Genomic DNA, 24,102 nt, shown 5'->3' with positions numbered 1-24,102 from the left:
TCATACTATCCCCCACCTATGTCTTTTGCTGATTGAAATAGGTGAGAAAAAGAACTCGGAACCTTAGCCGTCGCAACACCGTGCAAAGGTTCCGAGTTCTATTTTCCTGTTACCCCTGAGACTGGGCGCTTTCCGCTTGCTCGCGATCGAGAGCACTTGTCGCGTGCTGTGGAATCGCAAGCATGGCAGTGAGCGCCAGGAACGCAATGAACGCCAGGTAGTAGGCCGGTGCCAGGGACGAACCCGTGTACTGGATCAGTGCCGTGGCGATTGTCGGAGCGGTTCCGCCAAGAAGCGCATTAGCCGTATTGAAGGACAACGCGAATCCGGTGTAGCGGACCTCGGTCGGGAAGGACTCAGCGAGGAAGGTCGCCAGTGTACCGTCGTTGATCGTCAGCATGATTGCAAATGCAATTTCACACAGCAGGACGACCCAGACGTTACGAGTTCCCATGAGCATGAAGATCGGAACTGTCAGGACGATGAAGGCAACTGATGCAATTAGTAGCATCTTGCGCCGTCCATGAGTATCTGACAGGTGTCCCATCACCATGATCGAGCCGATGTAGACAATCAGCGGTGCGGTCGACAGTGCCGTCGCCAAATCTGACGAGAAGCCAAGTTCCTGCTCAACATAGGTCGGCATGTAGCTCAGCAACAGGTAGAAGGCGACTGCATTCAGCGATGCTACGCCGAAGGAGACGCAAATCGTACGGGTGTGGTCCCTGAGGACCTTCGACATTGGAACGCTCTGCTTCTGTCCACCACTGATCGCTTCCTTCATCGCGATGTAGGTTGGCGAGTCTTCCAAGTGGAGACGGATGTAGCGACCGATCATTCCAAGGGGACCTGCGAGCAGGAACGGAATTCTCCATCCCCACGATTCGATCTGTGCATCCGAGAGGAAGTGGAAGAGGCAAGCGGTCAAGAACGACGCGGCCAGCAAACCAACTGCAGTCGATGCGGGAACCAGTGCAGTGTACATACCGCGCTTCTTCGGCGGCGCATATTCTGCGAGGAATGTTCCCGCTCCAGCGTATTCGCCCGAGGCCGAGAAGCCCTGGATCATACGCAGGACGAGGAGGCAGATGGCCGAAGCCAGACCGATTGTCTTATGTCCTGGCAGGAACGCAATCAGGAATGTCGAGCCCGACATGATGAGGATCGACCAGGAAAGGGCCGATCGACGACCATATTTGTCACCCCAAATTCCCCAGATGAGACCACCAACGGGACGCAGGATGAAGGACATTGCGAAGATTGCGAATGCTGAAATCAGCTGGATGTTCTTATCCTCGGATGGGATAAAGACGATGCCGATGACAGCTGCCAGGTAGCCATACGAGGCGTAGTCAAACCACTCAATAAAATTACCGATGAACGAAGCGCCGGCAGCGCGTCTGAGAGTCTTAAGCTTCTCGTGTTCTTCGGCGCTCATCTCGTGATGGAGGAGTGTGTGGTGTTCGCTACCACTATCAGACTGTGCTTGACCACTCATCGTGCCTCGACCTCCTGAAGTGCATCCCCCTCCTCTACGGGAGCCGCGGTCTTATCCTTGAACAAGATCGGGCCGATGCCGCCGATGATGATCAGCAGACCACCGATTGCACCCGTAACGGTCATGCTTTCGCCCCAAACGAAGATGCCAAGGGCAATTGCAACCGGGCATTCCCAGTAGGAGATCGTCGAGATCTTCACAGCGACAAGGTTACGGCCAGCGATAACAAGTGAACCAAGGGCGATCAAACCACAGACGATGAAGAGAACAACGGCCCACCTCCAGTTCGAAGCGGTGAAGGAGGCAACGCCGTGCCAGGGGCGCAGAATGATGCTCATGACGAGTGCAGCGCTGGCTGCGAAGACAAAGTTCCAGAATCCACGAACGGTGGAGTCCATATCGCGGCGGTAGCCGTAGAAGAACATCGACAGACCGTAGAAGACACCGGACAAGAAGCCGAAGAGGTCACCAAGAGGCTTTTGCGGGTATTCAGCAGTTGCACCCGAAAGGTCAAGACCAAACTTCAGGTGGCCGTCAGTCCAATCGATGACGCCAATCGTCAAGAGCATGCCGATGAAGACCATCGCCAGGAATGCGCCGGCCATAAGGCTGATGTGCTCTTTACGGAAGATTCGAGCCAAGATCGTACAGAAGAGCGGGCCGGTGTAGATTAAGAAGACTGCGTTTGCAATCGACGTCATCAGCGTCGACGAAATGTAGAAGCCAAGGGACAGGCCAATACTCACGCCACCCATGATGACCGAGAAGGAAACCTTAGCCTTCCACAGATCGTGGAACTTTCCTTGGATAATCGCGATGATCAGGAAGCCGAACATCGCGGTGGTCATACGACCACATGAGAGGAACGAACCAATAACTGCCTTGTCTTCGGGAAGGAGCCCCTTGGTGGCACCGCGAGAGAAGGTACCAACCATTGCCATACCGGTAGCAGCAATGAGGATCGCGATGACACCGAGCTTGTCGTTCATTTTGTAGCTAGATTGTGTGGACATCTTCGTCCTTTCTAAAACCTGGAAGTGTTAATGCTTCAGCAGAACCAGGTCCGCGGGCTAAGGGGAACAACAAGCTCGATTAGCGTTCCCGATTGGGCAACCACGTCCCCGTTACTCCCCCGGATAGTCACGACATTTCACCACCGGGGAATTCTTGTGCAGATAGGGGTTAGGCCCCCCCGATACAGAATTGGAGGAATCGGGGGGGCCTAGCCTTTAGATCGTCAGACCAGCGTGGGATCGTCGACCTGGTTGGGGAAGTAATCCTCGCAGCCGCCTTCACGGTAAACGTCAGCGGTCGCGCAGTGCAGGCCGCCGCCGAATGCGTAAGCATCGCGGAAGGGGACGGGGATGACGTTCATGCCCAGCTTGTCCATCTGCTCCAGCTGGTGGACCTCAGAGGCCTCAACACAGACGGTCTTGTGGTCGATGACCAAGCAGTTCATGGACAACCACACCGAGGAGTAGCACAGCGGCGGCGGGGTGGTGTGTGCCGGATCTGCGGCGTCAACGATCTGCCAATCGTTGGCTTCGAAGATCTTGCGCTGCTCTTCGGGCAGACGACGGTGGGGGTTGTTGATGATCAGGCCCGGACGCAGCGGCACGAAGGTCGCGTCGATGTGGATCGGGTAGGGATCACCGGGGAAGTTCACAGCGTGAACGCGGAAATCGGGGTAGTAGCGCTTGAACCACTCCATGGCCTTACGGTTGGTGGTGAGGCCGTGCTGGATGAAGAGGTCCTTGCCGACGCGCATGACGTCAGCTGCGTCCCACATGGGCTCAACTTCAGTGGTCACGAAGTCCTTGGCTGCGGTGCGCTCGAGGCGCTCCTCGAGGGAGATCCGCTCATCGTAGTAGTTGTGCTTGTAGGACTTGTCGGTCAGACGAGGACGGGGAGCCTGGGTCCAGAGGAACTCGGGGTCCTGCTCGAAGTACTCGTTCATGAGCGGCCAGTAGGCCAGGTACTCGAAGTAGCGGCAGCGGAAGGAGTTTGCTGAAGAAAGGATCTCGTTGCCCATCGTGAGCAGGATGTCACGAGGAGGCATCTGGGTCATGCCGGACTCGGTGCGGAAGTCGGGAGTCTTGATCTCCTGGTTCCACTGCAGAGGAGTCGGGCGGTCAACCTTGACGCCGAGGCCTTCGAGGATCTTGACGTAGTTGTCGAGCTGCTCGTTAGCTGCTTCAACGGTGGCGGTGGGACGGGGTCCCCACATGCCGCGCATCTCGGAGTCAACCGGAACCTTTTCGGAGGTTGCGGGCTCTTCGGGCGGAATTACGGAGAAGTCCGCGCGACCAACGATAACATGCTTCAGCGGATCGAAATCGTTCCACGAATTGACGATCTTCGTCATTTTGTTTCACTCCCTTGTGAGTGTGTTGTTAATTTATCCCCAAATTTCTTTGAGGGATGGCGGAGAAAACCGCTCTCGAAACAGTTGCCAACCGAAGTTGACGATCTCCAAGTGGGCGGGTTTTCCCGCCCTTCTTCGGTTCCCCGAAGAAGCTTGGTTCCCGAGGGCGCTGTGGCCCTTGGGTCCGCTTCCCCCTCGGGAGGTGTGTGGAGCGTGAGGGGGAAGCGGAAGTGCTATTGAGCCTTATCAGGCGTTGTAGGTTCCGTCGGGCGTCACGATCGTGCCGGCTTCACCGGCGATGATCTTCGTGGCATCCTCGAGGCGACCGATTGCAGCGACGCCGCCGGTCAGCTCGACGAAACGGCACACGGCCTCGACCTTCGGGCCCATTGAGCCAGCGGGGAATCCGTATCCACGCATCTCGGCCGGGGTTGCACGATCAATGCGACGGGCGTTGGGGGTGCCGTAGTCAAGCTGTGCACCATCAACGTCGGTCAGGATGATCAGCATGTCCGCTTCGAGGGAGTCTGCCATGACAGCTGCCGTGAGGTCCTTGTCGATAACAGCCTCGACGCCTTCGAGCTTGCCTTCGCCATTGCGCACGACCGGAACGCCGCCGCCACCGCCACAGATCACCGTGGCACCGGCATCAAGGAGGACCTTGATGAGCGGGGTTTCAATCACGCGCTGCGGCTTGGGCGAACCCACGACGCGGCGGAAGTATTCGCCGTCTGCCTTGACAACCCAGCCGCGCTCTGCGGCAAGCTTCTCAGCTTCTTCCTTCGAGTAAACCTCGCCAATGAACTTGGTGGGGTTCGCGAAGGCGGGATCGTCGGCCAGAACCAGAGTCTGGTTGATCAAAGCCATGACATTGGCGCTGGGGAGAGCATTCTTAACACCCTGCTGGAGCCAGTAGCCGATCATGCCCTGGGTTTCTGCACCCAGCGTATCGAAGGGGTAGGGCTCGGACAGACGAGCATCGGATGCGGATTCCAGTGCCAGGACACCAACCTGCGGGCCATTGCCGTGGGTGATGACCAGTTCGTGGTCCTTTGCGAGCTTAGCGAGCTGCTCTGCTGCCAGGTTGACGTTTTCAATCTGGTTGCGAGCGTCCGGCTTTTCGCCGCGCTTGAGGAGGGCGTTACCGCCCAGTGCAACTACGATGCGCATGTTACTTTTCTTCTCCGAGGGTGGCGACCATGACGGCCTTAATGGTGTGCATGCGGTTCTCAGCCTGATCGAAGACGATCGAAGCGGGCGACTCGAACACGTCGTTGGTCACTTCCAGGCCGTTGCCCATGCCGGTCTTCTCGAAGATGTCCTGGCCAACGGTGGTGTTGATGTCGTGGAAGGAAGGCAGGCAGTGCAGGAACTTGACATCCGGGTTGCCGGTTGCTGCCATGAGCTCTGCGTTGACCTGGAAGGGACGGAGCAGAGCGATGCGCTCATCCCACTTTTCCTTGCTTTCACCCATCGACAACCAGATGTCGGTGTAGATGAAGTCTGCGCCCTTGACGCCCTCTTCGATGTTGTCGGTGACGAGAACCTTGCCACCGGACTTTGCTGCGAGCTCTTCAGCAGCTGCAACGACCTCGGGAGAGTTGAAGAGTTCCTTGGGGGCAACCATGCGGACATCCATGCCGATCATGGCGCAGGAGATGAGGATCGAGTTGCCGACGTTGTTGCGGGCGTCGCCCACGTAAGCGATGCTGATTTCGTTCGGCTTCTTGCCGGAGGCTTCGAGCATGGTCAGCTGGTCAGCGAGCATCTGGGTGGGGTGCCAGTCATCGGTGAGGCCGTTCCACACCGGCACACCGGACAGAGCGGCGAGCTCGTCAACGTGTGCCTGCTTCTTGCCACGGAACTCGATGCCGTCGTAGAAGCGGCCGAGGACGCGAGCAGTGTCGGCGACGGATTCCTTGTGGCCCATCTGGGAGCCGGTGGGATCGAGGTAGGTGACGTGTGCGCCCTGGTCGTATGCTGCAACCTCGAAGGAGCAGCGGGTACGGGTCGAGGTCTTTTCGAAGATCAGCGCAATGTTCTTGTCAACGAGGTATTTAACCTCGCGGCCGGCCTTCTTTGCGGCCTTCAGTTCGGCTGCCAGATCCAGAAGGTAGAGCCACTCTTCAACGGTGAAGTCGGTTTCCTTCAAGAAGTGACGTCCGTGCAGGGGGAACTCCATTGTTGTTTCCTTTCAGAGAGTTTTGTTGTTTCTTCCGCGTGGAGGGCAGGCCGCTCAGACCGCTTCACGCACGACCGGGCACGACATGCAGCGCGGGCCACCACGGCCTCGGCCAAGCTCATCGCCTGGGACAGTGATCACTGTGATGCCGTTTTCGGTCAAGAAGTCGTTGGTGGTGATGTTGCGCTCGTAGGCGTAGACAACGCCGGGGGCGCCAGCGAGGACGTTGGAACCGTCGTTCCACTGTTCGCGTTCTGCTGCGAGGGCGTCCATCGGAGGAGTCAGGACCTTGATATCGTCGAGGCCAAGTGCGTGTGCGATGACCTTGTGCATGTCCTGAGGATCGTGGGCTGCGACCTTAATGCCGCCTTCACCGTCGGAGGTCAGAGTCATGGATTCAACCATTCCCATGCCTGCGTACTTCGTGAAGACTCCGTAGTCAGCCTGGGTCATGACTGTATCGAGGTGCATCTGTGCACGTTCCTTGGCCATATCCAAGGCGATAACCTGCTTGACCTCGCTGTTGCCGAAGAGACGGCGAGCCATGCGCTCAACACCGGCGGGGGTGGTGCGTTCGCTCATGCCGACCAGCACAGAGCCGTTTCCGATAACCAGGACGTCTCCGCCTTCGACGGTTGCCGGGCCTGCCTCGTTGCCATTGCACCACTTCTTGATCGAGGGGTCCTGGAAACGAGGGAGGTAGTTGTAGATTGCCTCGTAGTTAATGGTCTCGCGGCGACGTGCTTCCTTGCGCATCGAGTTGATTGCAACACCGTCGTAAACCCAGCAGGAGGTGTCGCGAGTGAAGAGGTGGTTCGGCAGAGGTGCGACGATGAAAGAGGTCGGACCCATTGCGTCGTAGATCACGGAAGAGATGGGGCCGAGCTTGAGTTCGGCGAATTCTTCCTTGGTCAGGCCTGCGACCATGAGTTCTGCAAGCTGAGCTCCCGTAAGGGATTCGCCGTAAGCGCGCATCGCTTCAGCGATCGCAACGCCGTGGCTCTCTTCGGTGAATACCGAGGTCAGCACATGCTGACGAGCAGCAGGAATATCCATTGCTTCGGCCAGCAGATCCTGGAAGTAGAGGACCTCCGTTCCCTGAGTACGCAGAGAGTTCGCGAAGTCATCGTGCTCTGCTTGAGCGTGCTCAAGCCAAAGCATGTCATCGAAAAGGAGATGTTCCATATTCGACGGGGTCAGGCGCAGCATTTCGCGTCCGGGGCGATGGATAATCACCTGGCGCAAGCGCCCAATCTCGGAAGTTACACTTGGTTGCATTTCTTGTGGTCCTCTTCTGCTTCATCGCATCATGAGTTAGATCACCTGGAGATGGAACAAGCGTACCACTTCGTTTCAGAAAAATCACTTATCCAAAGCTGTGAAAATTCTCAGATTGCATAAATATGCAGAAGAAAATCCCTTATTGCCGCGAAATATATCGACCAGAGTAGAGCGGCCGAATTTGTCCGATAAGTAAACAAAAGAATATATTCCTGAAATATTCGTCACATGTGACACAGAACACACTGAAAGCCTGGGGGACAACCCAGGCTTTCAGTGTGAAGACATCGACGAGGCGAATGCTCAGCGTTTCACGCAGCGCTCCGCGGCCTCGACAACATTCATCAGAAGGAGGGCGCGCGTCATCGGCCCCACTCCCCCAGGATTAGGGGAGAGCCAAGCAGCGACGCAATCAACACCATCAGCCACATCTCCCATCAAACGCGCTTTCCCAGTGTTTGGGTCCACCACGCGAGAGACACCGACATCAAGAACCACCGCGCCAGGTCGCACCATATCAGGAGTAACAAGCCCCGCATAGCCTGTTGCTGCGACAACAACATCCGCAGCTCGGGTATGCATCGCCAAATCACGGGTCCCCGTATGGCAGATAGTCACTGTGGCATTGACATCCTTGCGCGTGAGCAAAAGCCCGATTGATCGCCCAACCGTCACGCCACGCCCGACAACGCATACGTCCGCGCCATTGAGATCGATCCCATTGCGCTCGATCAACTCGATGACAGCGCGCGGGGTGCATGGCAGAGGAGAGGTAATAGCTTCACTCCCCCGCAACACGAGTCGCCCGAGATTTGTCGGGTGCAGCCCATCGGCGTCCTTATCCGGATCGATCGCCTCGAGAATTCGATTGGTATCAACGCCACGTGGAAGTGGCAGCTGAACAATGAAACCCGTACAAGCGGGATCAGCGTTCAGCTTTTCGACTGCCGCAAGGATTTCCTCCTGCGAAGCCTCGGCAGGCAAATCGACGCGAATCGATTCAATACCTACTTCTGCGCAGTCACGGTGTTTACCCGCTACGTAAGCGACCGAACCGGGATCCTCCCCCACCAAGACGGTACCAAGGCCCGGGACTACTCCCTTTTCACGCAAGGCCTGGACTCGGCCTCGAAGCTCATCTTTGATCTGAGCCGCACACGCCGTACCATCCAGAACGCGAGCATCGCCTTCCCACGGAGCTCTCATTGGTTGAGCCCCGCGTACAGGGGGTGAGCATCGGTGAGAGCGCGCACGCGTGCACGCAATCCATCGACATCAACACTCCCGCTTGTGCCCTGAATGAGAGCAGTCGCAATAATGTCGCCGACTTCTTCGAAATCAGCAATGCTGAAACCGCGCGTTGCCAGCGCGGGAGTTCCAATGCGCAGCCCCGAGGTCACCCTTGGGGGACGCGGGTCGAAAGGCACCGCATTACGATTGACCGTGATACCAACCTCGTGGAGTAGATCTTCGGCTTGCTGGCCATCCAGGGAGGAGTTCACCAAGTCCACCAAGACGAGGTGGACATCGGTACCACCCGTGACAAGGCGAATTCCCGCTGCCTGTGCATCGGGCGCCAAGAGGCGCTCAGCAATCGCTCGCGCACCATCAAGGGTTCGCTGCTGACGATCCTTGAATTCCTCGGTCTGAGCGACCTTCATGGAAATCGCCTTCGCCGCAACGACGTGCATCAGCGGACCACCCTGCTGACCAGGGAAGACCGCACTGTCAAGCTTCTTACCCCACTGTTCACCGCGCGAGGACAGAATCATTCCCGAACGAGGCCCGCCCAAAGTCTTGTGGACGGTCGTGGTGACGATATCGGCGTGAGGAACCGGGGAGGGATGCAAGCCTGCAGCAACCAAGCCAGCAAAGTGCGCCATGTCGACCCACAGCGCCGCACCGACCTCGTCCGCAATTTCGCGGAACGCAGCGAAGTCAAGGTGACGAGGGTAGGCCGACCATCCCGCGATCAGCACGCGGGGACGCTCACGAAGCGCGGCCTCGCGAACCTGCTCAGGCTCAATGCGCATGGTTTGCGGATCAACCTCGTAACCAACAGCGTGGTAGTTCTTACCCGAGAAGTTGATGCGCATGCCGTGAGTGAGGTGGCCGCCATGGGCAAGGGAGAGACCGAGGAGAGTATCACCGACGTTCGCCATTGCCATGAGAGCCGCCGCGTTCGCCTGCGCACCCGAGTGAGGCTGGACGTTGACGTAGTCCGCGCCGGTAAAAACTTCCTTCGCGCGCGTAATCGCAAGGGATTCCGCAACATCGACGAACTCGCATCCACCATAGTAGCGACGACCGGGGTAGCCCTCGGCGTACTTGTTGGTCAGGACAGATCCCTGCGCTTCAAGAACCGCACGCGGAACAAAGTTTTCCGAGGCGATCATTTCGAGCGTGCTCTGCTGGCGTTCCAGCTCTTGATCCAGAACCGCTTGAATTTCAGGGTCGAGTTGGCGCAGTGGCAAATCGTTGAGCGTATCCATCTTCAGTCCTTCTGCAAGTCCGGGGGCCACGCGTGCCCGGCGAATTTGGATCAACCTTACCCCACAGCGCCAATTTGGCAAGATCACGCCCAAAAATGACGTGCATAGCGGGCGCTGAGCGCCTTGAGGGGTGATGTACTTTCCCACCTCAGGGAACAAAGGCCTACCTAACTTCCACGAATTGCGATAACCTTTATCAAAGTTCGGTCGTACGAACTTCGATAAAGATATAAGTAAACATCACCCCAATGAAGAGGAACTTCAATGTCCGTCGCTTACTCGCGTTCATTTCTAGCCGCCGCAGCGGTCTGCCTACTGGGCGCAACTTCTCTCGCCTCGTGCTCAACTGCGTCTTCACAGTCAGGCACCCCCTCACTCACCTTGGTTGCAAGCACCACCCAGATCTGTGACTACGTCACCCAAATTGCGCAGCAGCCCTCGGCTCAAAACTCCATATCGCTCGATAAAACTGATGCCTCGGGAGCGCAATCCCATATCGGGGCACCCGCTGAGAAAGCCAGCGCAAAAGTGCAGCTCACGTGCCTGCTTGCCCCCAACGCCTCGGCACACGAGCACGAAATGACTCCCCAGCAATTGCAAGCACTCTCTCAGGCGAAAGTCTTGCTTGTCTCGGGCGTCGACCTCGAGCACTTCCTGGATCAGGCCGTGAGCGCCTCTGGTTTCAAGGGAACGATGGGAGTGACCTCGGGAATTCTCACTGCCGCAGATCTCAAGGATCCCCAGGGCCAGGAACAGCGCGACAAGCAACTCCCCTATTCCGTTTCCCGTGGCACGCACACTGTCGAGGCCGCACCTTGGCCTTTCCCACCGGAAGAAGGAGAGAGCGAGCCGGAGTTCGCCTACGATCCTCACGTCTGGACCTCTCCAGCGAACGCAGCCCTGCAGGTCCGCAACATCGGTGAATTCCTCTCAGCGGCGGACCCCGATCACGCCGAGGCATACAGCACGGCAACCGAAGAATACGCAAAGCGTATCGATTCCCTCGATGCGTGGGCGAAGGCCAGCTTTGACAGCGTTCCCGCTGATAAGCGCGTCCTCTTTAGCTCCCACGATGCCTTCGGATACTTGTCGAAACGCTACGACATTCGTTTTATCGGTGCTGCACTGTCTGATTTCAACGAACAGCAGGATGCAACCGCTGAGCACATCGCAAAGGCAACCGAGGAAGTGAAGAAATCCGGAGCGAGCGCGATTTTCGCTGAGAACTCCAATAACTCAAAGTCGATTGAAACGATTGCGCGCGCCGCTGGAGTCAAGGCCATCATCGGCGACGACGCACTCTACGGGGATTCACTTGGCCCCGTGGGAAGCGAAGGAGAAACCTACATCGGCTCGATCATCCATAACGTCACAACCATGACAAAAGCCTGGGACGGAACGCTTGCTCCCCTGCCCGAGCAACTCACGCGTTAGGCGAGCATGATGAACGCAGACGCTCATATGTTTTCGGAGCCTGACGAGGGCCGCGATGCTGGCGTCACTGTCTTCTCAGCCAAAAATGCCAGCATCGGCTACTCCCAGACACCGGTCCTGACGGGAATCACCCTCTCGCTCAGCCCAGGACATGCCCTCGCTTTGATCGGCCCAAATGGATCGGGAAAGACAACGCTCATGCGAGCGCTCTTGGGAAGCGCCCAACTCATCTCCGGAGAACTGAGCTGCCCGCTGGATTTCCTCGGCTACGTCCCACAAAACAGTGATATCGACCTGAGTTTCCCAATCAACCTTCGTCAGGTCGTCGAAATGGGAATGTACCCCAAGACAAAGCCTCTGCGTCCACTCAGCCGTGAACAGAAAGAAGAGGTCAGCGCAGCATTAGAACAGATTGGCTTAGCCGAACGCGCCCGCGAGCGCTTTGGGACCCTCTCCGGCGGCCAACGCCAACGCGTTCTGGTCGCGCGCGCCTTGGTTGCCAAGCCTCGTCTGGTATTGCTTGACGAACCCTTCAACGGTTTGGATGAGCCCAACCGCGAAGCTCTTCTCTCGCTCATCAGCCAAGCAAAAGCTCAGGGAACTGCGTTCATGATTTCAACCCATGACTATCGGGTCGCAACCGAAGTGTGCGATGAGAGCCTGATTGTGGCCGGGCGCCAGGTTGCCTATGGGCCAACCTCCCAGGTTTTCCGTCCAGAGATCATCAATGAAGCTTTCGGCGGGATCCACAGTGTTTAACGCGATCGCACATGCTCTCCCCCTGTGGCAGTCTCCATTTTTCCTCCGCCCCCTGCTCTTCCTTCTTTTCTTCGGAATTGCAGCAGGCGTGGTTGGAACCCTGGTCAATCTGCGCAACTGGCAATTCGGCGCCGAGGCCTCGGTCCACTCGATCTTCCCCGGGATCGTCGTCGGCGCGGTTTTCGGCGGTATCGATTGGATCCCCGCGGGCGGAGGAATCTGCGCGATATTCGTTGCCGCCGCATTGACCTGGGCGATGCGACACCGCGCGCACGAGGCCGCTGCGGCAGTTGTCCTGACCTCCTTCTTCGCGCTCGGCGTCATTATTTCGCTGAAAAAAGGCGATATGTCAGGACAAATGGAGGCGTTGATGTTTGGCCGACTTCTGGAGGTTACTCCCCAGCGCATGGTGATTTCCCTCGTGTTTTGTCTTTTCGCTTGCGTCCTAGTCGTTCTTTCGTGGCGTGCTCAGCTCATGTGCGCATTTGACAGTGCGGGAGCTGGTGCCGCGCGAGTACCCACAACGCTGTGCGATGTCTGCCTCAACGCCTCGATGTGCGCAATCGTCGTTGCGGGGGCCTCGGCAATTGGTGTTCTTTTGGTCGTCGGGTACCTCATTGTCCCCGCACTCGCCGCCCGACTTCTTTCCTCATCGCCGAGGCAGATGCTGGCCTATTCGGTACTTCTTTCCTGCGCGGGTGGTGCGCTGGGGATGGTGACTCTTTTGATTCCTCTTTCCCGGCCTACTTCACCCCAAGCCTCGGTTGCTCTGACCCAAGTGGCTCTATGCGCACTCATCGTCGGAATACACGGCGCACGAAAGCGAGTGACGACATGTTAGCGATCCTTATCCTTCCTCTGTTAGAACTGGCGCTGCTAGGAATTCTCTCCGGGATCGTTGGGACGATGACTGTCCTGCGCGGGCGCGTGTTCTTTGCTGAGTCAATCACGCACGGAGCCTTTCCGGGCGCAGTGATCGGTGTCGTGTGTGCATCCGCTTTCACCAGGGATCACAGCATTCTTGCCCTCTGTGTATTCTTGGGCGCACTGGGTTTGTGCTTGCCTCTTTCCGCGTTGATGAGCGCTCTGGCACGAATCCCCGGAGTCTCAGGCGGGGCCGCTGCCGGGGTCGTCTTGACCTTCAGTTTTGCCTTAGGCTATTTCCTCTCGAAATGGTTTGCCCCCTTGCCCTTGCAGATTTCGAGCTTCCTCACGGGGTCAATCATGACTGTTACTCCAATGGATATTGCCTTGGCCGCTGCAGCAACGCTTGGCGCACTCGCTCTTCTCGCGCTACGCGGACGCCACATTCTCCTCTTGTCTTTCGATGAACAGGGATACCGAGCAGCTTTCCGCTCTTCCCCCAGCGCCTTTGCGTTAACCGACGCGCTTATCTCCGCTCTTATCACGGTTTGTGTCATTGTCATGATTCCCGCGGTGGGAACATTGCTCCCTTTGGCCTTACTGATTGCACCGAGCGCCGGTTTGATGCGATTCATTTCCCGCCCCGGAGTCTTAATGGCAGCCTCAGCATGCGCAGCCCTTGCAGTGTGCGCCTTCGGTTTTGGGTTTTCTCTTCTGACTGAGCTGTCCTCGGGTGGATGCATTGCCTTAGCTTCCGGACTTTTCTTCTGCGGGTGCGTGGCTTGGGAGGCTCTGGCCTCGAGGCCAAAAGCCGGCTCAACCCCAGCGCGGCAGCGCGTTATCCGCCAGAGAAGTGAGGCATAGAAAGCAGCACGTGAGTAGACAAAAGGGGCGCCGCAATGCGGCGCCCCTCAAGCCGTTAGACCAAGAAAGTCAGGCGAACCGACTCTTAGTCAAACCGTAAGTTTCGGCGAGATTCACTTAATGAAGCCGAGCTCCTTGACGGTGTTGTACTCGTCCTGGAGGGCAGCAATGTTGTGATCGATGCCAGCGCGAGTTGCCTCAGAAACCTCCAGGCCCTCGACAACCTGCCACTCGCCACCATCAGAGGTGACGGGCAAGCCGAAGCACAGGCCGGCGGGAACACCGTAGTGCTCTCCATCAGTCATGATGGCGGCAGTGGTGAACTCACCCGCGGGGGTTCCCAGAACCCAATCGCGCATGTGGTCGATTGCAGCGTTCGCTGCGGAAGCGGCCGAGGATGCGCCGCGAGCCTCGATGATGGCCGCGCCACGCTTGGCAACGGTCGGACGGAAGTAATCCGAGAGCCAGGCCTCGTCAACAAGACCGGACGCAGCCTGTCCACCAACGGTCGCGTAGGAGACATCGGGGTACTGGTCAGCAGAGTGGTTACCCCAAACAACCAGGTTCTTCACGTCGGCCACAGCAGCACCGGTCTTGTGTGCCAGCTGCGACACTGCGCGGTTGTGATCCAGACGCATCATGGCGGTGAAGCGCGATGCGGGAACGTCGCCTGCTGCGTGAGCAGCGATGGTGGCGTTGGTGTTGGCCGGGTTGCCAACGACCAGGACGCGCACGTCTTCAGCTGCACCATCGTTGATGGCCTTGCCCTGAGGACCGAAGATACCGGCGTTTGCCTCGAGCAGATCGGCGCGCTCCATGCCTGCACGGCGAGGCATTGCGCCCACGAGGAAGGCAGCGTTAGTTCCCTGGAATGCTGCAGTGGCGTCATCGAAGATATCGACACCAGCGAGCAGCGGGAATGCGCAGTCATCCAGCTCCATTGCGGTGCCTTCAGCAGCCTTCACGCCCTGGGGGATCTCAAGCAGGTTGAGCTTAACGGGGGTATCGGGTCCGAAGACAGCTCCCGAGGCGATGCGGAAAAGAAGGGCGTAACCGATGTTTCCGGCTGCACCGGTGACGGTGACAATACGAGGTTCTGCCATGATTGGGCACTCCTTCAGTTATTTCGTGCGACGCACAGCGCCGCGACGATCTGATGATCGTTACCCCTTAAGCCTATTGCCTCTCCCCTGATCTTCGCGGTGTCAGCAGTCCCAAGTGGGACTCGAATACCCCATTTTTGCTTGTGATGTCCATCACGAGTGCGGGTCTTTTAAGTCCCGCTGAAGTGCAAGCCACCGGGACTACCATGTTTGGGTGAGTGAAAAGAAGGCCTCTCCTCAACCCGGACTCATGACACGCATCGGACGCGTCTGCGCAGCCCACCGATCACTGCTCGCCGTTGTCGCAGCCATTGTGGGAGCAATCGTCGGCGCCGCAGCCGTCCTTTTTAACACCATGATTGGCGCATGGACCTGGGTAACGACAGGCTATTGGGACTACACACAGCACATTGGCAGCCCTCATGGCCATCTCCCCATCCCAGCGTGGATCTTCCTTCTCTTCGCCCCAGTGATCTCGGCGCTGATCTACGGGCCTCTCATCTCCCGCTTCGCACCTTCTGCGAAGGGACACGGGATCCCCGAAGTCATGCTCGCGGTCCAGCAAAAGGGCGGTTATATCCCTTCCAAAGTCGCGGTCGTCAAACTGATTTCTTCTGCTCTCACCATCGGCGGCGGAGGTTCAGCGGGGCGCGAAGGCCCAATCGTTCAAGTTGGCGCATCATTAGGCTCTTCATTCGCCGCTTCGCTCCGTCTACCCAAAGAGCGCGTGATCATGCTGGCTGCCTGCGGGAGCGCTGCGGGAATCGCGGCGACTTTCCATGCTCCCCTTGCCGGCGCTTTCTTCGCTCTTGAAGTGATCTTGACGCGTTTCACTGCCGAGGCCTTTGGCTACGTCGTCGTTTCTTCTGTCCTCTCTTCCCTAGTTGCACGCGCAGCAAGTGGAGATCATCCCCTCATTGATTTGGGCGGAACTTTCCCCTTGCAGTCCCTCCCCGATATCGGATGGGTTGCGATCCTCGGAATTATTGCGGGCCTCGTTGGCCTTGCCTTCTCGAAGTTCCTCTACCTCAGCGAAGACTGGATCGATGCCTTCTGGGCTCGAATTCCGCTTCCCAATTGGTCTCGACCAGCGGTTTTGAGCATTGCCCTTGGCGGAGCTCTCATCTGTTTCCCATACATGTACGGCTCGGGCTATCCAATCGAAATTTCAGCGATCTTTGGCTCTTACTCGATTCCCTTCCTCGCTCTTTTGCTTCTCGGTCGGATCCTCTACACCTCCTACACCATCGGCATTGGCGGATCGGGCGGAGTCTTTGCTCCAACCTTGTTCATGGGCGCAATGACCGGAATGATCTTTGGGCAGCTTGTCGATCCTTGGGCCGCCTCACAAAGCGCGATCTTCGGCGTCATCGGAATGGGAGCTGCCTTTGCCGGTGCCGCACGCGCCCCCATGACAGCGGTCCTCATCATCGTTGAAATGACCGGACAATACTCCCTGATCATGCCCATGATGTTGGCCGTCATCATCGCAACATTTGTTTCGCGGTTCTTCACTCGCTCAACGATTTACACGGAAAAGCTTCGCCGCCGAGGCGATGTCCTCCACGAACCCGTCGACGACACCTTGCTCGGACGCCGAAGTGCTCGCCAGCTCATGACCGCGCCCAGCCGCATCTTGACCGAGGACATGACATTGATGCAGGCACAGGAGTATTTCCAGTCAAGTCCCGTCCCCTGCCTTCCTGTAATCGCAGCAAAGGACCGTTACCAAGAACTGCCTCGATATCTCGGAATGCTCACCTTGAGCGAACTCACTTCCTATCTTTCTCGAGGTCTTCCCCCACATACTCAGATCAGTTCTCTTGCTTTGGATGAGTCCTCCTCGATCTCCCAGTCAGCTCGTCCATCTCAAGTCCTTGCTCGCCTGAGTGCTCCTGATAATCCCTGGGCACTCGCGGTCATCGACGAGGACTCCCCCACGCCGCACTTCCTGGGATGGGTGACCCAGCAGGGCCTCGTGAAGGAAATTGCCGCGCAGCAGGGGCGCGCGATTGCCGCCGGGCACCTCTCGTCTTGGGGATCTCGCTGGCAAGATCGCCACCCTCGCGCCTCTCGACACGTAAACTAAAACCATGTCCGACGAAGATCCTGAGCTGCTGGCCTTGCCCGCTGACGAAACCTCGGTTTCCATTTCCTCCCCCGAGTCCGGAGAATCGCTTGAAATTGATGGCGAAACTCAGGCACTTGAGTGGCACGCACCCATTTTGGTGCGAATCGACGAAAACACAACAATCCCCCATCTTCTTGCACGCCGCGTCCAGCGTTCGGCGCGCCGCCCTTTGATTGCCCGCAAACTCGAAATGGGCGATACCTGGCAGAACATGACCGCCGCGGAGTTCTACGAAGACGTTCAGGCAACGGCAGCGGGATTAATCGGGCTAGGCCTCGAACAAGGCGATGCGCTCGCGATCATGTCGCGCACCCGCTACGAATGGACGCTTCTGGATTACGCCTCGTGGTGCGCGGGGCTCCTTCCAGTCCCGATCTACGAAACTTCCTCAGGCGAGCAGATTGAATACATCATTCAAGACGCAAACGTCCGGGCAGTGATCACCGAAACCGTGACTCAACGCGAGCTCGCAGAATCAGCGTGCCGCCGCCTCGGACGCAGCGACATCACACTGCTTTCCCTTGATGCCGAGGCGATGCAAACCATCCGTGATGCGGGGGTCACGATCCCGCGCACAATGGTTGCCCAGCGCACTCAAGCACTGACAACCGATGATCTGGCGACAATCGTCTACACATCGGGAACAACCGGACGCCCCAAGGGCACAGAAATCACGCATGGGAATTTCACCGAGCTCGCGCTCAACGCCCACGCGTGGATGCCTGAGGTCGCGATGGGCAAAGACTCACGTCTCTTGCTTTTCCTCCCCCTTGCCCACGTATTCGCGCGCTTCCTCCAGGTTTTCCAGCTCAGCGGCGAAGGGATTTTGGGACACACTCCCGACACCAAGAATCTCCTTCCTGATCTTGCGACTTTCAGGCCCTCATACCTCCTGGTGGTTCCTCGAGTTCTTGAGAAGATCTACAATTCAGCCGACGCGAAGGCCGGACGTGGCGGTAAACAGAAGATCTTCCGTTGGGCAGCCAATGTGGCGGTTCAGTATTCTCAGGCACTTGAAACCCCTGAAGGCCCCTCAAGGCGTTTGAAGATGCAGCACGCTGCAGCGTCGCACTTGGTTTACTCGAAGATCATTCAGTTGGTTGGCGGAAACGCGCGCTTCATCATTTCAGGTGGTGCGCCCCTTTCGACCAGGCTGGCACATTTCTACACGGGACTTGGACTCCCCCTTCTCGAAGGTTATGGCTTGACCGAAACGGTTGGCCCACTTTCGGTTAACACTCCCCGGCTGTCCAAGATTGGAACCGTTGGTCCGCCTCTTCCTCCTCTGTCGGTGAGGATCTCCGACGAAGGTGAAATTCTCATTCAAGGCCCCTCGGTTTTCCGCGGTTATCACAACAATCCCGAGGCCACTGCCGCCTCCTTCACTGAAGACGGCTGGTTCAAGACCGGAGACTTGGGTTCTCTTGACCGCGACGGATACGTCCGCATTACTGGTCGCGCAAAGGACATTATTGTCACCGCGGGCGGAAAGAATGTTGCGCCCGCTTCCTTGGAAGACCCCTTGCGTGGCCATCCCCTGATCTCGCAGGTCGTCGTCGTTGGTGATAAGCGTCCCTTCATCTCCGCGCTGATCACTTTGGATGCAGAGATGCTGCAACTGTGGCTGAAGAACCACGGTCTACCGCCGATGTCGATTGGCGAGGCCGCGACTAATATCGAGGTTCTCTCAGCTTTGGAGCGTGCGGTCGATCGCGCAAATGAGCATGTTTCGCGCGCAGAATCGATCCGAAAGATTCGCGTGTTAACCACCGACTTCACGGAAGCCAATGGTTTGTTAACGCCTTCACTCAAGGTCAAGCGAAAGGCTGTGCTTGAGCGCTACGCCGACGTTATCGATGACATCTACGGAGGTCCGGTTCAAAACGGCTAAGCAAGACTAATTGCAAAGAAAACCCGGTACATCGCTCACCACGACGATGCACCGGGTTTTCTTTTATTGCGAGGCCAAAGCAGCAGTTGGCGGCGTATGTGCCGCCCGCAGGGCCGGGTAAAGACCTGCAATTGCTCCAATGACCAAGGGAGCCCCGAGGCCAGCGGCGATGACGTACCACGCGATAGTGACGGGCCATCCGTATGCAAGGCACATTCCCCATGTGACCGCCGCGCCAATAACACATCCCACGCATCCGCCAAGGAAGGAGAGGAGCAGAGCCTCGGCAAGGAATTGCATGCAGATATGTCCCCGTTTGGCTCCCAGGGAACGCCTCAGTCCGATTTCACGGCGACGTTCAAGGACGGAGATGATCATCGTATTTGCGACTCCGATCCCACCGACCAGCAGGGCGATAGAGCCAACGCCTGCCAGAAGGGTTGTCAGAGTCTGATCGGCCGCGTTCTTTGCAGCCAGCGCATCCGATGGACGTGAAACTTTCAGACCGGTTGCTCCCTGAGGAGCCAGGGTTGGACCAATGAGTTCTCGAACGTTTTCGACCTCAGAATCCAAAGATCGTTCATAAATCGTCGTTGGTGCTTGTCCTGCCCCGAAAAGCTGAGAAGCCACCGGGATTCCGATCAAAGCGGAGTTATCGAGTTCTTCGGCAAGGGGTGAGGGTTCAAGGATCCCGAGCACGGTGAAGGAGGTATTCCCCAGCCATACTTGGGTTCCCGGAGTGGTAATCCCCAAAAGATCCGCAGCTTTCGATCCCAATACGACACCCGGATACCGTGATGTCGCCTCGTTCAGCCAGGTTCCACGCGCAACTTTCGCCGAAACAACATCCAACAGATTCGTTGGCGCAGCCATCGTCAAAATGCCACCCGTTGCATTTGGATCAATCAAACGCGAGCGGTACACCGAAACTCCTGACAAAGTGGACGTCGAGGAAGCATCGGTTACTCCCGGGATCATCCGCATGCGTCCCACTGAATCTTCGGGAAGGATCAGGTTTGCACCGGAAAGATCAGCACCTGAGCGAGCCGTGAGCATGTTGGTTCCCAGCGCTTGGAGCTGTTCATGAAGACGTGCCTGGGACGAGGCCGACACCCCGACAACGCCGACCATGGCGGCGATACCAATCGCGATTCCCAAGGCCGAAAGGATTGCGCGCATTGGCCTCGCGCGAAGGCCACTTACCCCCAAGCGCGCGACGTCACTGCCACGCAGGCACGAGGCGTGGGTAATTGTTTCCCTATCGAGGCTCATTGGCTCACCTCGCTTGCAGAGTCAGAAACCACTTTCCCATCACGAATCATGACTTGGCGCGGAAGCGAGGCCGCGAGATCATTGTCGTGCGTGATGACGATGATCGTCGTCCCCGAATCATTGAGTTCGCGTAACAGGGATACGATCGCTTCTCCTGAGCGCGAGTCGAGGTTACCAGTGGGTTCGTCAGCGAGGAGCAGCGCCGGCGAACCGACCAACGCACGAGCAATAGCCACGCGTTGGCGTTCACCGCCGGACATTTGGTGCGGACGGTGCTCGATTCGGTGTCCAAGCCCGACCTTTTCAAGAGCTTCTCGCGCTTTCTCGCGCCGTTTCGCGCGCGGGACACCCCGGTAGAGCAGTCCGTCGGCGACATTGTCCAAGGCGGTAACTCCCGGCGAGAGGTGGAATTGCTGGAAGACAAAGCCAATGAGGGACGCACGCACCCCGGACAGTTCTGCGTCACCTAGAGCACTGACGTCCATTCCTTCAATGATGACCGCTCCCGAGTCCGGACGATCCAGGGTACCAATCAGGTTAAGGAGGGTTGACTTCCCCGATCCTGATGGGCCGACGATGGCGACGAATTCTCCTTGTTCAACACTCAAACTCACTCCATCGCAGGCAGTGACGGGCGGAGAACCGTAGCTGCGACGAACCTCGCGAAGTTCAAGTAGTGGGCTCATCGGTTCGGCACCGCCACAAGTTGTCCCTCGTGGAGTTCATCGGAGGAGATCTCCACCCTGTCTCCAGCAAAGAGGCCGGTTTGCACCGGGACTCGCGTAACTTTCCCATCTTCACCAACGAGCTCCACACCGAATTGGTCGGGAGTGATCGCCACGAGGGCCCCCAGAGGCACTGAAAGAACATTCGTTTTCGTCTGGGAGGTAATACCCAGCGAAACAGATGCCTCTTGAAGTTTCTCTGTTGCGGCAGCGTCATCAGGGGTGACGGTGATGGGGATGATGCGATCCTTGGTTGCCTGTGAGTCGCTTGAGCCTTCAGCACCTGCTTTTTCCTTGGGAGGCTCAACGGACGAGATCGTGCCCTTCGTTGTTTGAGCACCGGGGAGCCGGATGGTCACCTTGGTACCGACGACTCCCAGAGATTGGTCGGAGAGCTTGAGGTTTGCGGAAATGATCTGCCTGGAGGACGAGGCCGAGAAGAGATCGCCCCCTTGGGAAACAGCGTCGCCGACGCGGGCTTTGAGACTACCGATACGCAAGTCTTCGGGAGCAAAAAGCACACGCCCAAGCGGAAGCGTACCGTCTTGGCTCAGCCCCCGTTCTTTTTGCCATTTGTTGATGGCAGCCTGGGTGCGCCAGTCAAAATGGGTATCCGCTTGCCCGTCAAAATAGCCAAGTTGAGACAGTGCCTCTTCGAGTTGGTGGATGTCTTCTCCGTTGCTCATCCCCGCTTCGAAGCTGCGCCATGCGGGGGTAGAACCGTGGAGAAGATAGCTGCTTTCGCCGCCCACCGTGTAGATCTTCTCCCCCTGTTTGAGGGTAGAACCGGGAGTTGGAAGAGCTGTGATGACACCATCGAAGCTCGATTTCTGAGTGTAGGAGTCGGCGTAGTGCAAGGTTCCTTGGACGGTTGTCTCACCGACAAGGTCTCCGCGAGTAATCTCCGCGCTTGCACCGCTAAATTCCTTGGCGTCATTTGATTCTGCGCTGTTGCTTGAGCACGCTGCAAGAGAGCAGACGATCATCCCCATTGATGCAGCCAGCGCACCTATACGACGGTATGTGCTGCGTTCACGAGTGGTCACTTGTTGCCTCCGACGCTTCCGAAGCATTTATTGACTGCTTCAGAGGGGACATTCCGAACGTCGACGACGCCATTTTGTCCCGGATCAGGAACGTCATAGCCCAGGTCGCGCAGGCATTGAGTCCCCTTTGTTAAAAGCTCACGTGCGTGCGGATCGTTTGTCAGGTCGTTCTCTTCTCCAACGAGTGAGGAAACCTCTTCCATACACGCATTGACAGCGGAATTGAAGGCGTCGGTGGCGTTGGCGAATTGATCGGGAGTCAGACCCGTATCGGGCACGTCGAAGCCCTTGTTTCGCATGCACTGTCCGAAGGCGATGTTGGGGTCTTTTGATCCCGAGGCCTGGGCTGCGCTCTTCGAAGTGGTGGCTTTTGACCGTGCCGATGCTGACGATGAGGATGACGTTCCCTGCGAGCAAGCGCTAAGCGCAAAGACCAGCGTGAGTGCGCCGACTACGAGGGTGCGTGACGAGCGATTCTTCATCGAATCTCCTGGGAGAATTTATAACAATTCGATATCTTTTGATAACGACTTGATAACATTCTATACCCAGAAGTTATCGAGAATCAATTCCATTAATATGATTCAGGCACACCTTCCGCCTGATCATAGGCGGCCTTAATATCCTCGTGGTGACGAATCACTTCGCGCACCATGAAGTTCAAGAATTTCTCGGCAAAATCAGGATCCAAACCAGACTCTGTAGCTAGTGAGCGAAGGCGCGCAATCTGCACGCTCTCGCGAGCAGGATCCGCAGGGGGAAGTTCATGGACAGCCTTGATGAGCCCGACCTTTTGAGTGCAGCGAAAACGCTCGGCAAGGATGTGAATCAGGGCAGCATCAATGTTGTCGATTGTTTTGCGCGCTTCGATCAGTTCTTGAGGCAAAGACGTGTCCGACATGACTCCCCCTAGGCGCTCTGGACGCTTGCAGGATCGACCTCGTACAACTCGGCGCTCCCTTGCCCAAGCACAGCCTCACGAGTGACAACGACACGGGAGACGTCATCACGCGAGGGAAGGTCAAACATCAAATCTGACAAAGTTGCTTCCATAACGGAAGAAAGGCCTCGTGCCCCTGTCTTACGCTTGTTCGCCAGCTCCGCAATGGCAAGCAAGGCCTCGTGAGTGAACTCCAAGGTAATGCCATCAAGCTCAAAGAGGTGCTGGTACTGAGCAACCAAGCAATTCGTGGGCTCGGTCAGCACTCGAACCAGATCTTCCTCAGAAAGTTCCTTAGTCGAGGTCAGCACGGGAAGACGACCAATAAATTCCGGAATCATACCGAATTTGTGAAGGTCTTCAGCGGTAACGGACTCGTAGAGGTCGCCCATCTCAGCGGAAGACTTCAATTCCGAACCGAAACCGGTGGAACGCTGGCCCAGACGAGCCTTGACGATTTCTTCAATTCCTGCGAATGCGCCGGCAGCAATGAAGAGGATTCCCGAGGTATCGATCTCAAGGAATTGCTGATGCGGGTGCTTGCGGCCGCCCTGCGGAGGCACCGAGGCCACCGTTCCTTCGATAATCTTCAGAAGAGCCTGCTGCACGCCTTCACCTGAAACATCACGAGTAATCGACGCGTTTTCACCCTTGCGGCCAATCTTGTCGATTTCGTCAACGTAGATGATTCCGCGCTCGGCCTTCTTGATATCTCCGCCGGCTTCTTGGATCAAGCGGAGCAAGATGTTCTCAACGTCTTCACCCACGTAGCCGGCCTCGGTCAAGGCTGTCGCATCCACGATGGCGAAGGGAACATCCAAAAGTCGAGCCAAGCAGCGCGCCAAGTGAGTTTTACCGGTTCCCGTGGGCCCTAAGAGCAAGATATTCGACTTAGTGCCGTACATATCTTCCTCATTGCCCGCTTCGCGCGAACGCACGCGCTTGTAGTGGTTGTAGACGGCGACAGAAAGTGCACGCTTGGCGCGGTCCTGACCGATCACCCAGGAATCGAGGAATTCGAATATTTCACGAGGCTTTGGGAGAGGAAGACCCGAGGGTGCGCTCTGAGGTTCAGCGTCTTCGGCGATAATTTCATTGCACAGGTCGACACACTCGTTGCAAATGTAAACGCCGGATCCCCCAATGAGCTTGCGGACCTGCTTCTGGCTCTTTCCGCAGAAGGAGCACTTGAGGGCCTCAGCTCCGTCGGTCAATCGACTCACGTATGCCTCCTGAAAAACTTCACCCAAATCGG

21 protein-coding genes are annotated in these 24,102 nt (G+C 57.3%); 6 read left to right on the top strand and 15 right to left on the bottom strand.

The window, feature by feature from the left end; translation table 11 throughout:
• Nucleotides 1–109: 109 nt before the first annotated feature.
• From HMPREF1627_RS07845 to glyA, 8 genes are all read right to left on the bottom strand, one after another.
• Nucleotides 110–1,498: an MFS transporter gene (locus HMPREF1627_RS07845; protein ID WP_052040893.1), complete on the bottom strand. Its 1,389-nt coding sequence runs from the start codon at nucleotides 1,496–1,498 to the stop codon at nucleotides 110–112.
• Nucleotides 1,495–2,511, bottom strand: a complete 1,017-nt coding sequence (locus HMPREF1627_RS07840; RefSeq protein WP_034502717.1) for a DMT family transporter — start codon at nucleotides 2,509–2,511, stop codon at nucleotides 1,495–1,497. The genes HMPREF1627_RS07845 and HMPREF1627_RS07840 overlap by 4 nt, the downstream gene beginning before the upstream one ends.
• A 224-nt stretch (nucleotides 2,512–2,735) precedes the next feature.
• A complete protein-coding gene (locus tag HMPREF1627_RS07835; RefSeq protein WP_034502716.1) occupies nucleotides 2,736–3,863 on the bottom strand; it encodes a serine/threonine protein kinase in 1,128 nt (375 codons plus the stop codon).
• A gap of 246 nt (nucleotides 3,864–4,109) precedes the next feature.
• Nucleotides 4,110–5,033, bottom strand: coding sequence for a carbamate kinase (arcC, locus tag HMPREF1627_RS07830; RefSeq protein ID WP_034502712.1), 924 nt, complete (start codon nucleotides 5,031–5,033; stop codon nucleotides 4,110–4,112).
• Nucleotide 5,034: 1 nt separating this feature from the next.
• Nucleotides 5,035–6,045, bottom strand: a complete 1,011-nt coding sequence (gene argF, locus HMPREF1627_RS07825; RefSeq protein WP_034502710.1) for an ornithine carbamoyltransferase — start codon at nucleotides 6,043–6,045, stop codon at nucleotides 5,035–5,037.
• A 54-nt stretch (nucleotides 6,046–6,099) separates the two neighbouring features.
• Complete coding sequence (locus HMPREF1627_RS07820) at nucleotides 6,100–7,323, bottom strand: arginine deiminase (protein WP_034502709.1); 1,224 nt, start codon at nucleotides 7,321–7,323, stop codon at nucleotides 6,100–6,102.
• Nucleotides 7,324–7,629: 306 nt separating this feature from the next.
• Nucleotides 7,630–8,532 carry a bifunctional methylenetetrahydrofolate dehydrogenase/methenyltetrahydrofolate cyclohydrolase gene (locus HMPREF1627_RS07815; protein WP_034502708.1) on the bottom strand — a complete coding sequence of 301 codons (903 nt, stop codon included), beginning with the start codon at nucleotides 8,530–8,532 and terminating at the stop codon, nucleotides 7,630–7,632.
• Complete coding sequence (gene glyA, locus HMPREF1627_RS07810; protein WP_034502707.1) at nucleotides 8,529–9,818, bottom strand: serine hydroxymethyltransferase; 1,290 nt, start codon at nucleotides 9,816–9,818, stop codon at nucleotides 8,529–8,531. The genes HMPREF1627_RS07815 and glyA overlap by 4 nt, the downstream gene beginning before the upstream one ends.
• A gap of 264 nt (nucleotides 9,819–10,082) precedes the next feature.
• Here glyA and HMPREF1627_RS07805 point away from each other — a divergent pair, with 264 nt between their 5' ends.
• Genes HMPREF1627_RS07805 through HMPREF1627_RS07790 form a run of 4 tightly spaced genes read left to right on the top strand, consistent with a single transcriptional unit; the run spans nucleotide 10,083 to nucleotide 13,739 of the window.
• Entirely contained in the window at nucleotides 10,083–11,252 is a 1,170-nt protein-coding gene (locus HMPREF1627_RS07805; protein WP_034502706.1) for a metal ABC transporter substrate-binding protein, read from the top strand.
• A 6-nt stretch (nucleotides 11,253–11,258) separates the two neighbouring features.
• A complete protein-coding gene (locus tag HMPREF1627_RS07800; RefSeq protein WP_107066771.1) occupies nucleotides 11,259–12,011 on the top strand; it encodes a metal ABC transporter ATP-binding protein in 753 nt (250 codons plus the stop codon).
• Nucleotides 11,980–12,852 (top strand): metal ABC transporter permease, encoded by an 873-nt coding sequence (locus HMPREF1627_RS07795; protein WP_234305287.1) that lies wholly within the window; start codon nucleotides 11,980–11,982, stop codon nucleotides 12,850–12,852. Before HMPREF1627_RS07800 ends, HMPREF1627_RS07795 begins: the two co-directional genes overlap by 32 nt.
• Nucleotides 12,846–13,739: a metal ABC transporter permease gene (locus HMPREF1627_RS07790; RefSeq protein ID WP_034502701.1), complete on the top strand. Its 894-nt coding sequence runs from the start codon at nucleotides 12,846–12,848 to the stop codon at nucleotides 13,737–13,739. The genes HMPREF1627_RS07795 and HMPREF1627_RS07790 overlap by 7 nt, the downstream gene beginning before the upstream one ends.
• Nucleotides 13,740–13,852: 113 nt before the next feature.
• Here the strand turns inward: HMPREF1627_RS07790 and HMPREF1627_RS07785 are convergent, their stop codons facing one another.
• Nucleotides 13,853–14,842, bottom strand: a complete 990-nt coding sequence (locus HMPREF1627_RS07785; protein WP_034502699.1) for a malate dehydrogenase — start codon at nucleotides 14,840–14,842, stop codon at nucleotides 13,853–13,855.
• A gap of 250 nt (nucleotides 14,843–15,092) precedes the next feature.
• On the opposite strand from HMPREF1627_RS07785, the gene HMPREF1627_RS07780 reads away from it, so the two are divergent.
• The gene (locus HMPREF1627_RS07780) at nucleotides 15,093–16,931 is read left to right on the top strand and encodes a chloride channel protein (protein WP_034502698.1); all 1,839 of its coding nucleotides are present in this window, start codon (nucleotides 15,093–15,095) and stop codon (nucleotides 16,929–16,931) included.
• A 4-nt stretch (nucleotides 16,932–16,935) separates the two neighbouring features.
• On the top strand, nucleotides 16,936–18,864 hold the full coding sequence (locus HMPREF1627_RS07775) for an AMP-dependent synthetase/ligase (protein ID WP_034502696.1): 1,929 nt from the start codon (nucleotides 16,936–16,938) through the stop codon (nucleotides 18,862–18,864).
• 63 nt (nucleotides 18,865–18,927) lie between these two features.
• On the opposite strand, the gene HMPREF1627_RS07770 is transcribed toward HMPREF1627_RS07775, so the two are convergent.
• From HMPREF1627_RS07770 to clpX, 6 genes are all read right to left on the bottom strand, one after another.
• Nucleotides 18,928–20,136 carry an ABC transporter permease gene (locus HMPREF1627_RS07770; protein WP_034502694.1) on the bottom strand — a complete coding sequence of 403 codons (1,209 nt, stop codon included), beginning with the start codon at nucleotides 20,134–20,136 and terminating at the stop codon, nucleotides 18,928–18,930.
• A complete protein-coding gene (locus HMPREF1627_RS07765) occupies nucleotides 20,133–20,822 on the bottom strand; it encodes an ABC transporter ATP-binding protein (protein WP_034502691.1) in 690 nt (229 codons plus the stop codon). Before HMPREF1627_RS07765 ends, HMPREF1627_RS07770 begins: the two co-directional genes overlap by 4 nt.
• Nucleotides 20,819–21,853 carry an efflux RND transporter periplasmic adaptor subunit gene (locus HMPREF1627_RS07760; protein WP_420705316.1) on the bottom strand — a complete coding sequence of 345 codons (1,035 nt, stop codon included), beginning with the start codon at nucleotides 21,851–21,853 and terminating at the stop codon, nucleotides 20,819–20,821. The genes HMPREF1627_RS07765 and HMPREF1627_RS07760 overlap by 4 nt, the downstream gene beginning before the upstream one ends.
• Nucleotides 21,854–21,903: 50 nt before the next feature.
• Nucleotides 21,904–22,389, bottom strand: coding sequence for a hypothetical protein (locus HMPREF1627_RS07755; protein WP_034502690.1), 486 nt, complete (start codon nucleotides 22,387–22,389; stop codon nucleotides 21,904–21,906).
• A gap of 92 nt (nucleotides 22,390–22,481) precedes the next feature.
• A complete protein-coding gene (locus HMPREF1627_RS07750; protein WP_034502688.1) occupies nucleotides 22,482–22,808 on the bottom strand; it encodes a chorismate mutase in 327 nt (108 codons plus the stop codon).
• An 8-nt stretch (nucleotides 22,809–22,816) separates the two neighbouring features.
• A complete protein-coding gene (gene clpX, locus HMPREF1627_RS07745) occupies nucleotides 22,817–24,070 on the bottom strand; it encodes an ATP-dependent Clp protease ATP-binding subunit ClpX (RefSeq protein WP_034502687.1) in 1,254 nt (417 codons plus the stop codon).
• Nucleotides 24,071–24,102 lie beyond the last annotated feature (32 nt).

This window comes from Actinomyces sp. S6-Spd3, from assembly GCF_000758755.1.
Taxonomy (GTDB): domain Bacteria; phylum Actinomycetota; class Actinomycetes; order Actinomycetales; family Actinomycetaceae; genus Pauljensenia.
The sequence above is the reverse complement of the archived record's forward strand: the minus strand, read 5'-3'. Positions and strand labels throughout refer to the sequence as shown.

Bases quoted from the DNA above. Each gene is read 5' to 3' on its own strand.
- glyA (WP_034502707.1), bottom strand. From the start codon at position 9,818: ATGGATACGCTCAACGATTTGCCACTGCGCCAACTCGACCCTGAAATT.
- arcC (WP_034502712.1), bottom strand. From the start codon at position 5,033: ATGCGCATCGTAGTTGCACTGGGCGGTAACGCCCTCCTCAAGCGCGGC.
- HMPREF1627_RS07800 (WP_107066771.1), top strand. From the start codon at position 11,259: ATGATGAACGCAGACGCTCATATGTTTTCGGAGCCTGACGAGGGCCGC.
- HMPREF1627_RS07815 (WP_034502708.1), bottom strand. From the start codon at position 8,532: ATGAGAGCTCCGTGGGAAGGCGATGCTCGCGTTCTGGATGGTACGGCG.
- HMPREF1627_RS07790 (WP_034502701.1), top strand. From the start codon at position 12,846: ATGTTAGCGATCCTTATCCTTCCTCTGTTAGAACTGGCGCTGCTAGGA.
- HMPREF1627_RS07840 (WP_034502717.1), bottom strand. From the start codon at position 2,511: ATGTCCACACAATCTAGCTACAAAATGAACGACAAGCTCGGTGTCATC.
- HMPREF1627_RS07805 (WP_034502706.1), top strand. From the start codon at position 10,083: ATGTCCGTCGCTTACTCGCGTTCATTTCTAGCCGCCGCAGCGGTCTGC.
- HMPREF1627_RS07795 (WP_234305287.1), top strand. From the start codon at position 11,980: ATGAAGCTTTCGGCGGGATCCACAGTGTTTAACGCGATCGCACATGCT.
- HMPREF1627_RS07775 (WP_034502696.1), top strand. From the start codon at position 16,936: ATGTCCGACGAAGATCCTGAGCTGCTGGCCTTGCCCGCTGACGAAACC.
- HMPREF1627_RS07820 (WP_034502709.1), bottom strand. From the start codon at position 7,323: ATGCAACCAAGTGTAACTTCCGAGATTGGGCGCTTGCGCCAGGTGATT.
- HMPREF1627_RS07835 (WP_034502716.1), bottom strand. From the start codon at position 3,863: ATGACGAAGATCGTCAATTCGTGGAACGATTTCGATCCGCTGAAGCAT.
- HMPREF1627_RS07755 (WP_034502690.1), bottom strand. From the start codon at position 22,389: ATGAAGAATCGCTCGTCACGCACCCTCGTAGTCGGCGCACTCACGCTG.
- HMPREF1627_RS07780 (WP_034502698.1), top strand. From the start codon at position 15,093: ATGACACGCATCGGACGCGTCTGCGCAGCCCACCGATCACTGCTCGCC.
- HMPREF1627_RS07765 (WP_034502691.1), bottom strand. From the start codon at position 20,822: ATGAGCCCACTACTTGAACTTCGCGAGGTTCGTCGCAGCTACGGTTCT.
- HMPREF1627_RS07750 (WP_034502688.1), bottom strand. From the start codon at position 22,808: ATGTCGGACACGTCTTTGCCTCAAGAACTGATCGAAGCGCGCAAAACA.
- HMPREF1627_RS07760 (WP_420705316.1), bottom strand. From the start codon at position 21,853: ATGGGGATGATCGTCTGCTCTCTTGCAGCGTGCTCAAGCAACAGCGCA.
- HMPREF1627_RS07770 (WP_034502694.1), bottom strand. From the start codon at position 20,136: ATGAGCCTCGATAGGGAAACAATTACCCACGCCTCGTGCCTGCGTGGC.
- argF (WP_034502710.1), bottom strand. From the start codon at position 6,045: ATGGAGTTCCCCCTGCACGGACGTCACTTCTTGAAGGAAACCGACTTC.
- HMPREF1627_RS07785 (WP_034502699.1), bottom strand. From the start codon at position 14,842: ATGGCAGAACCTCGTATTGTCACCGTCACCGGTGCAGCCGGAAACATC.
- HMPREF1627_RS07845 (WP_052040893.1), bottom strand. From the start codon at position 1,498: ATGAGTGGTCAAGCACAGTCTGATAGTGGTAGCGAACACCACACACTC.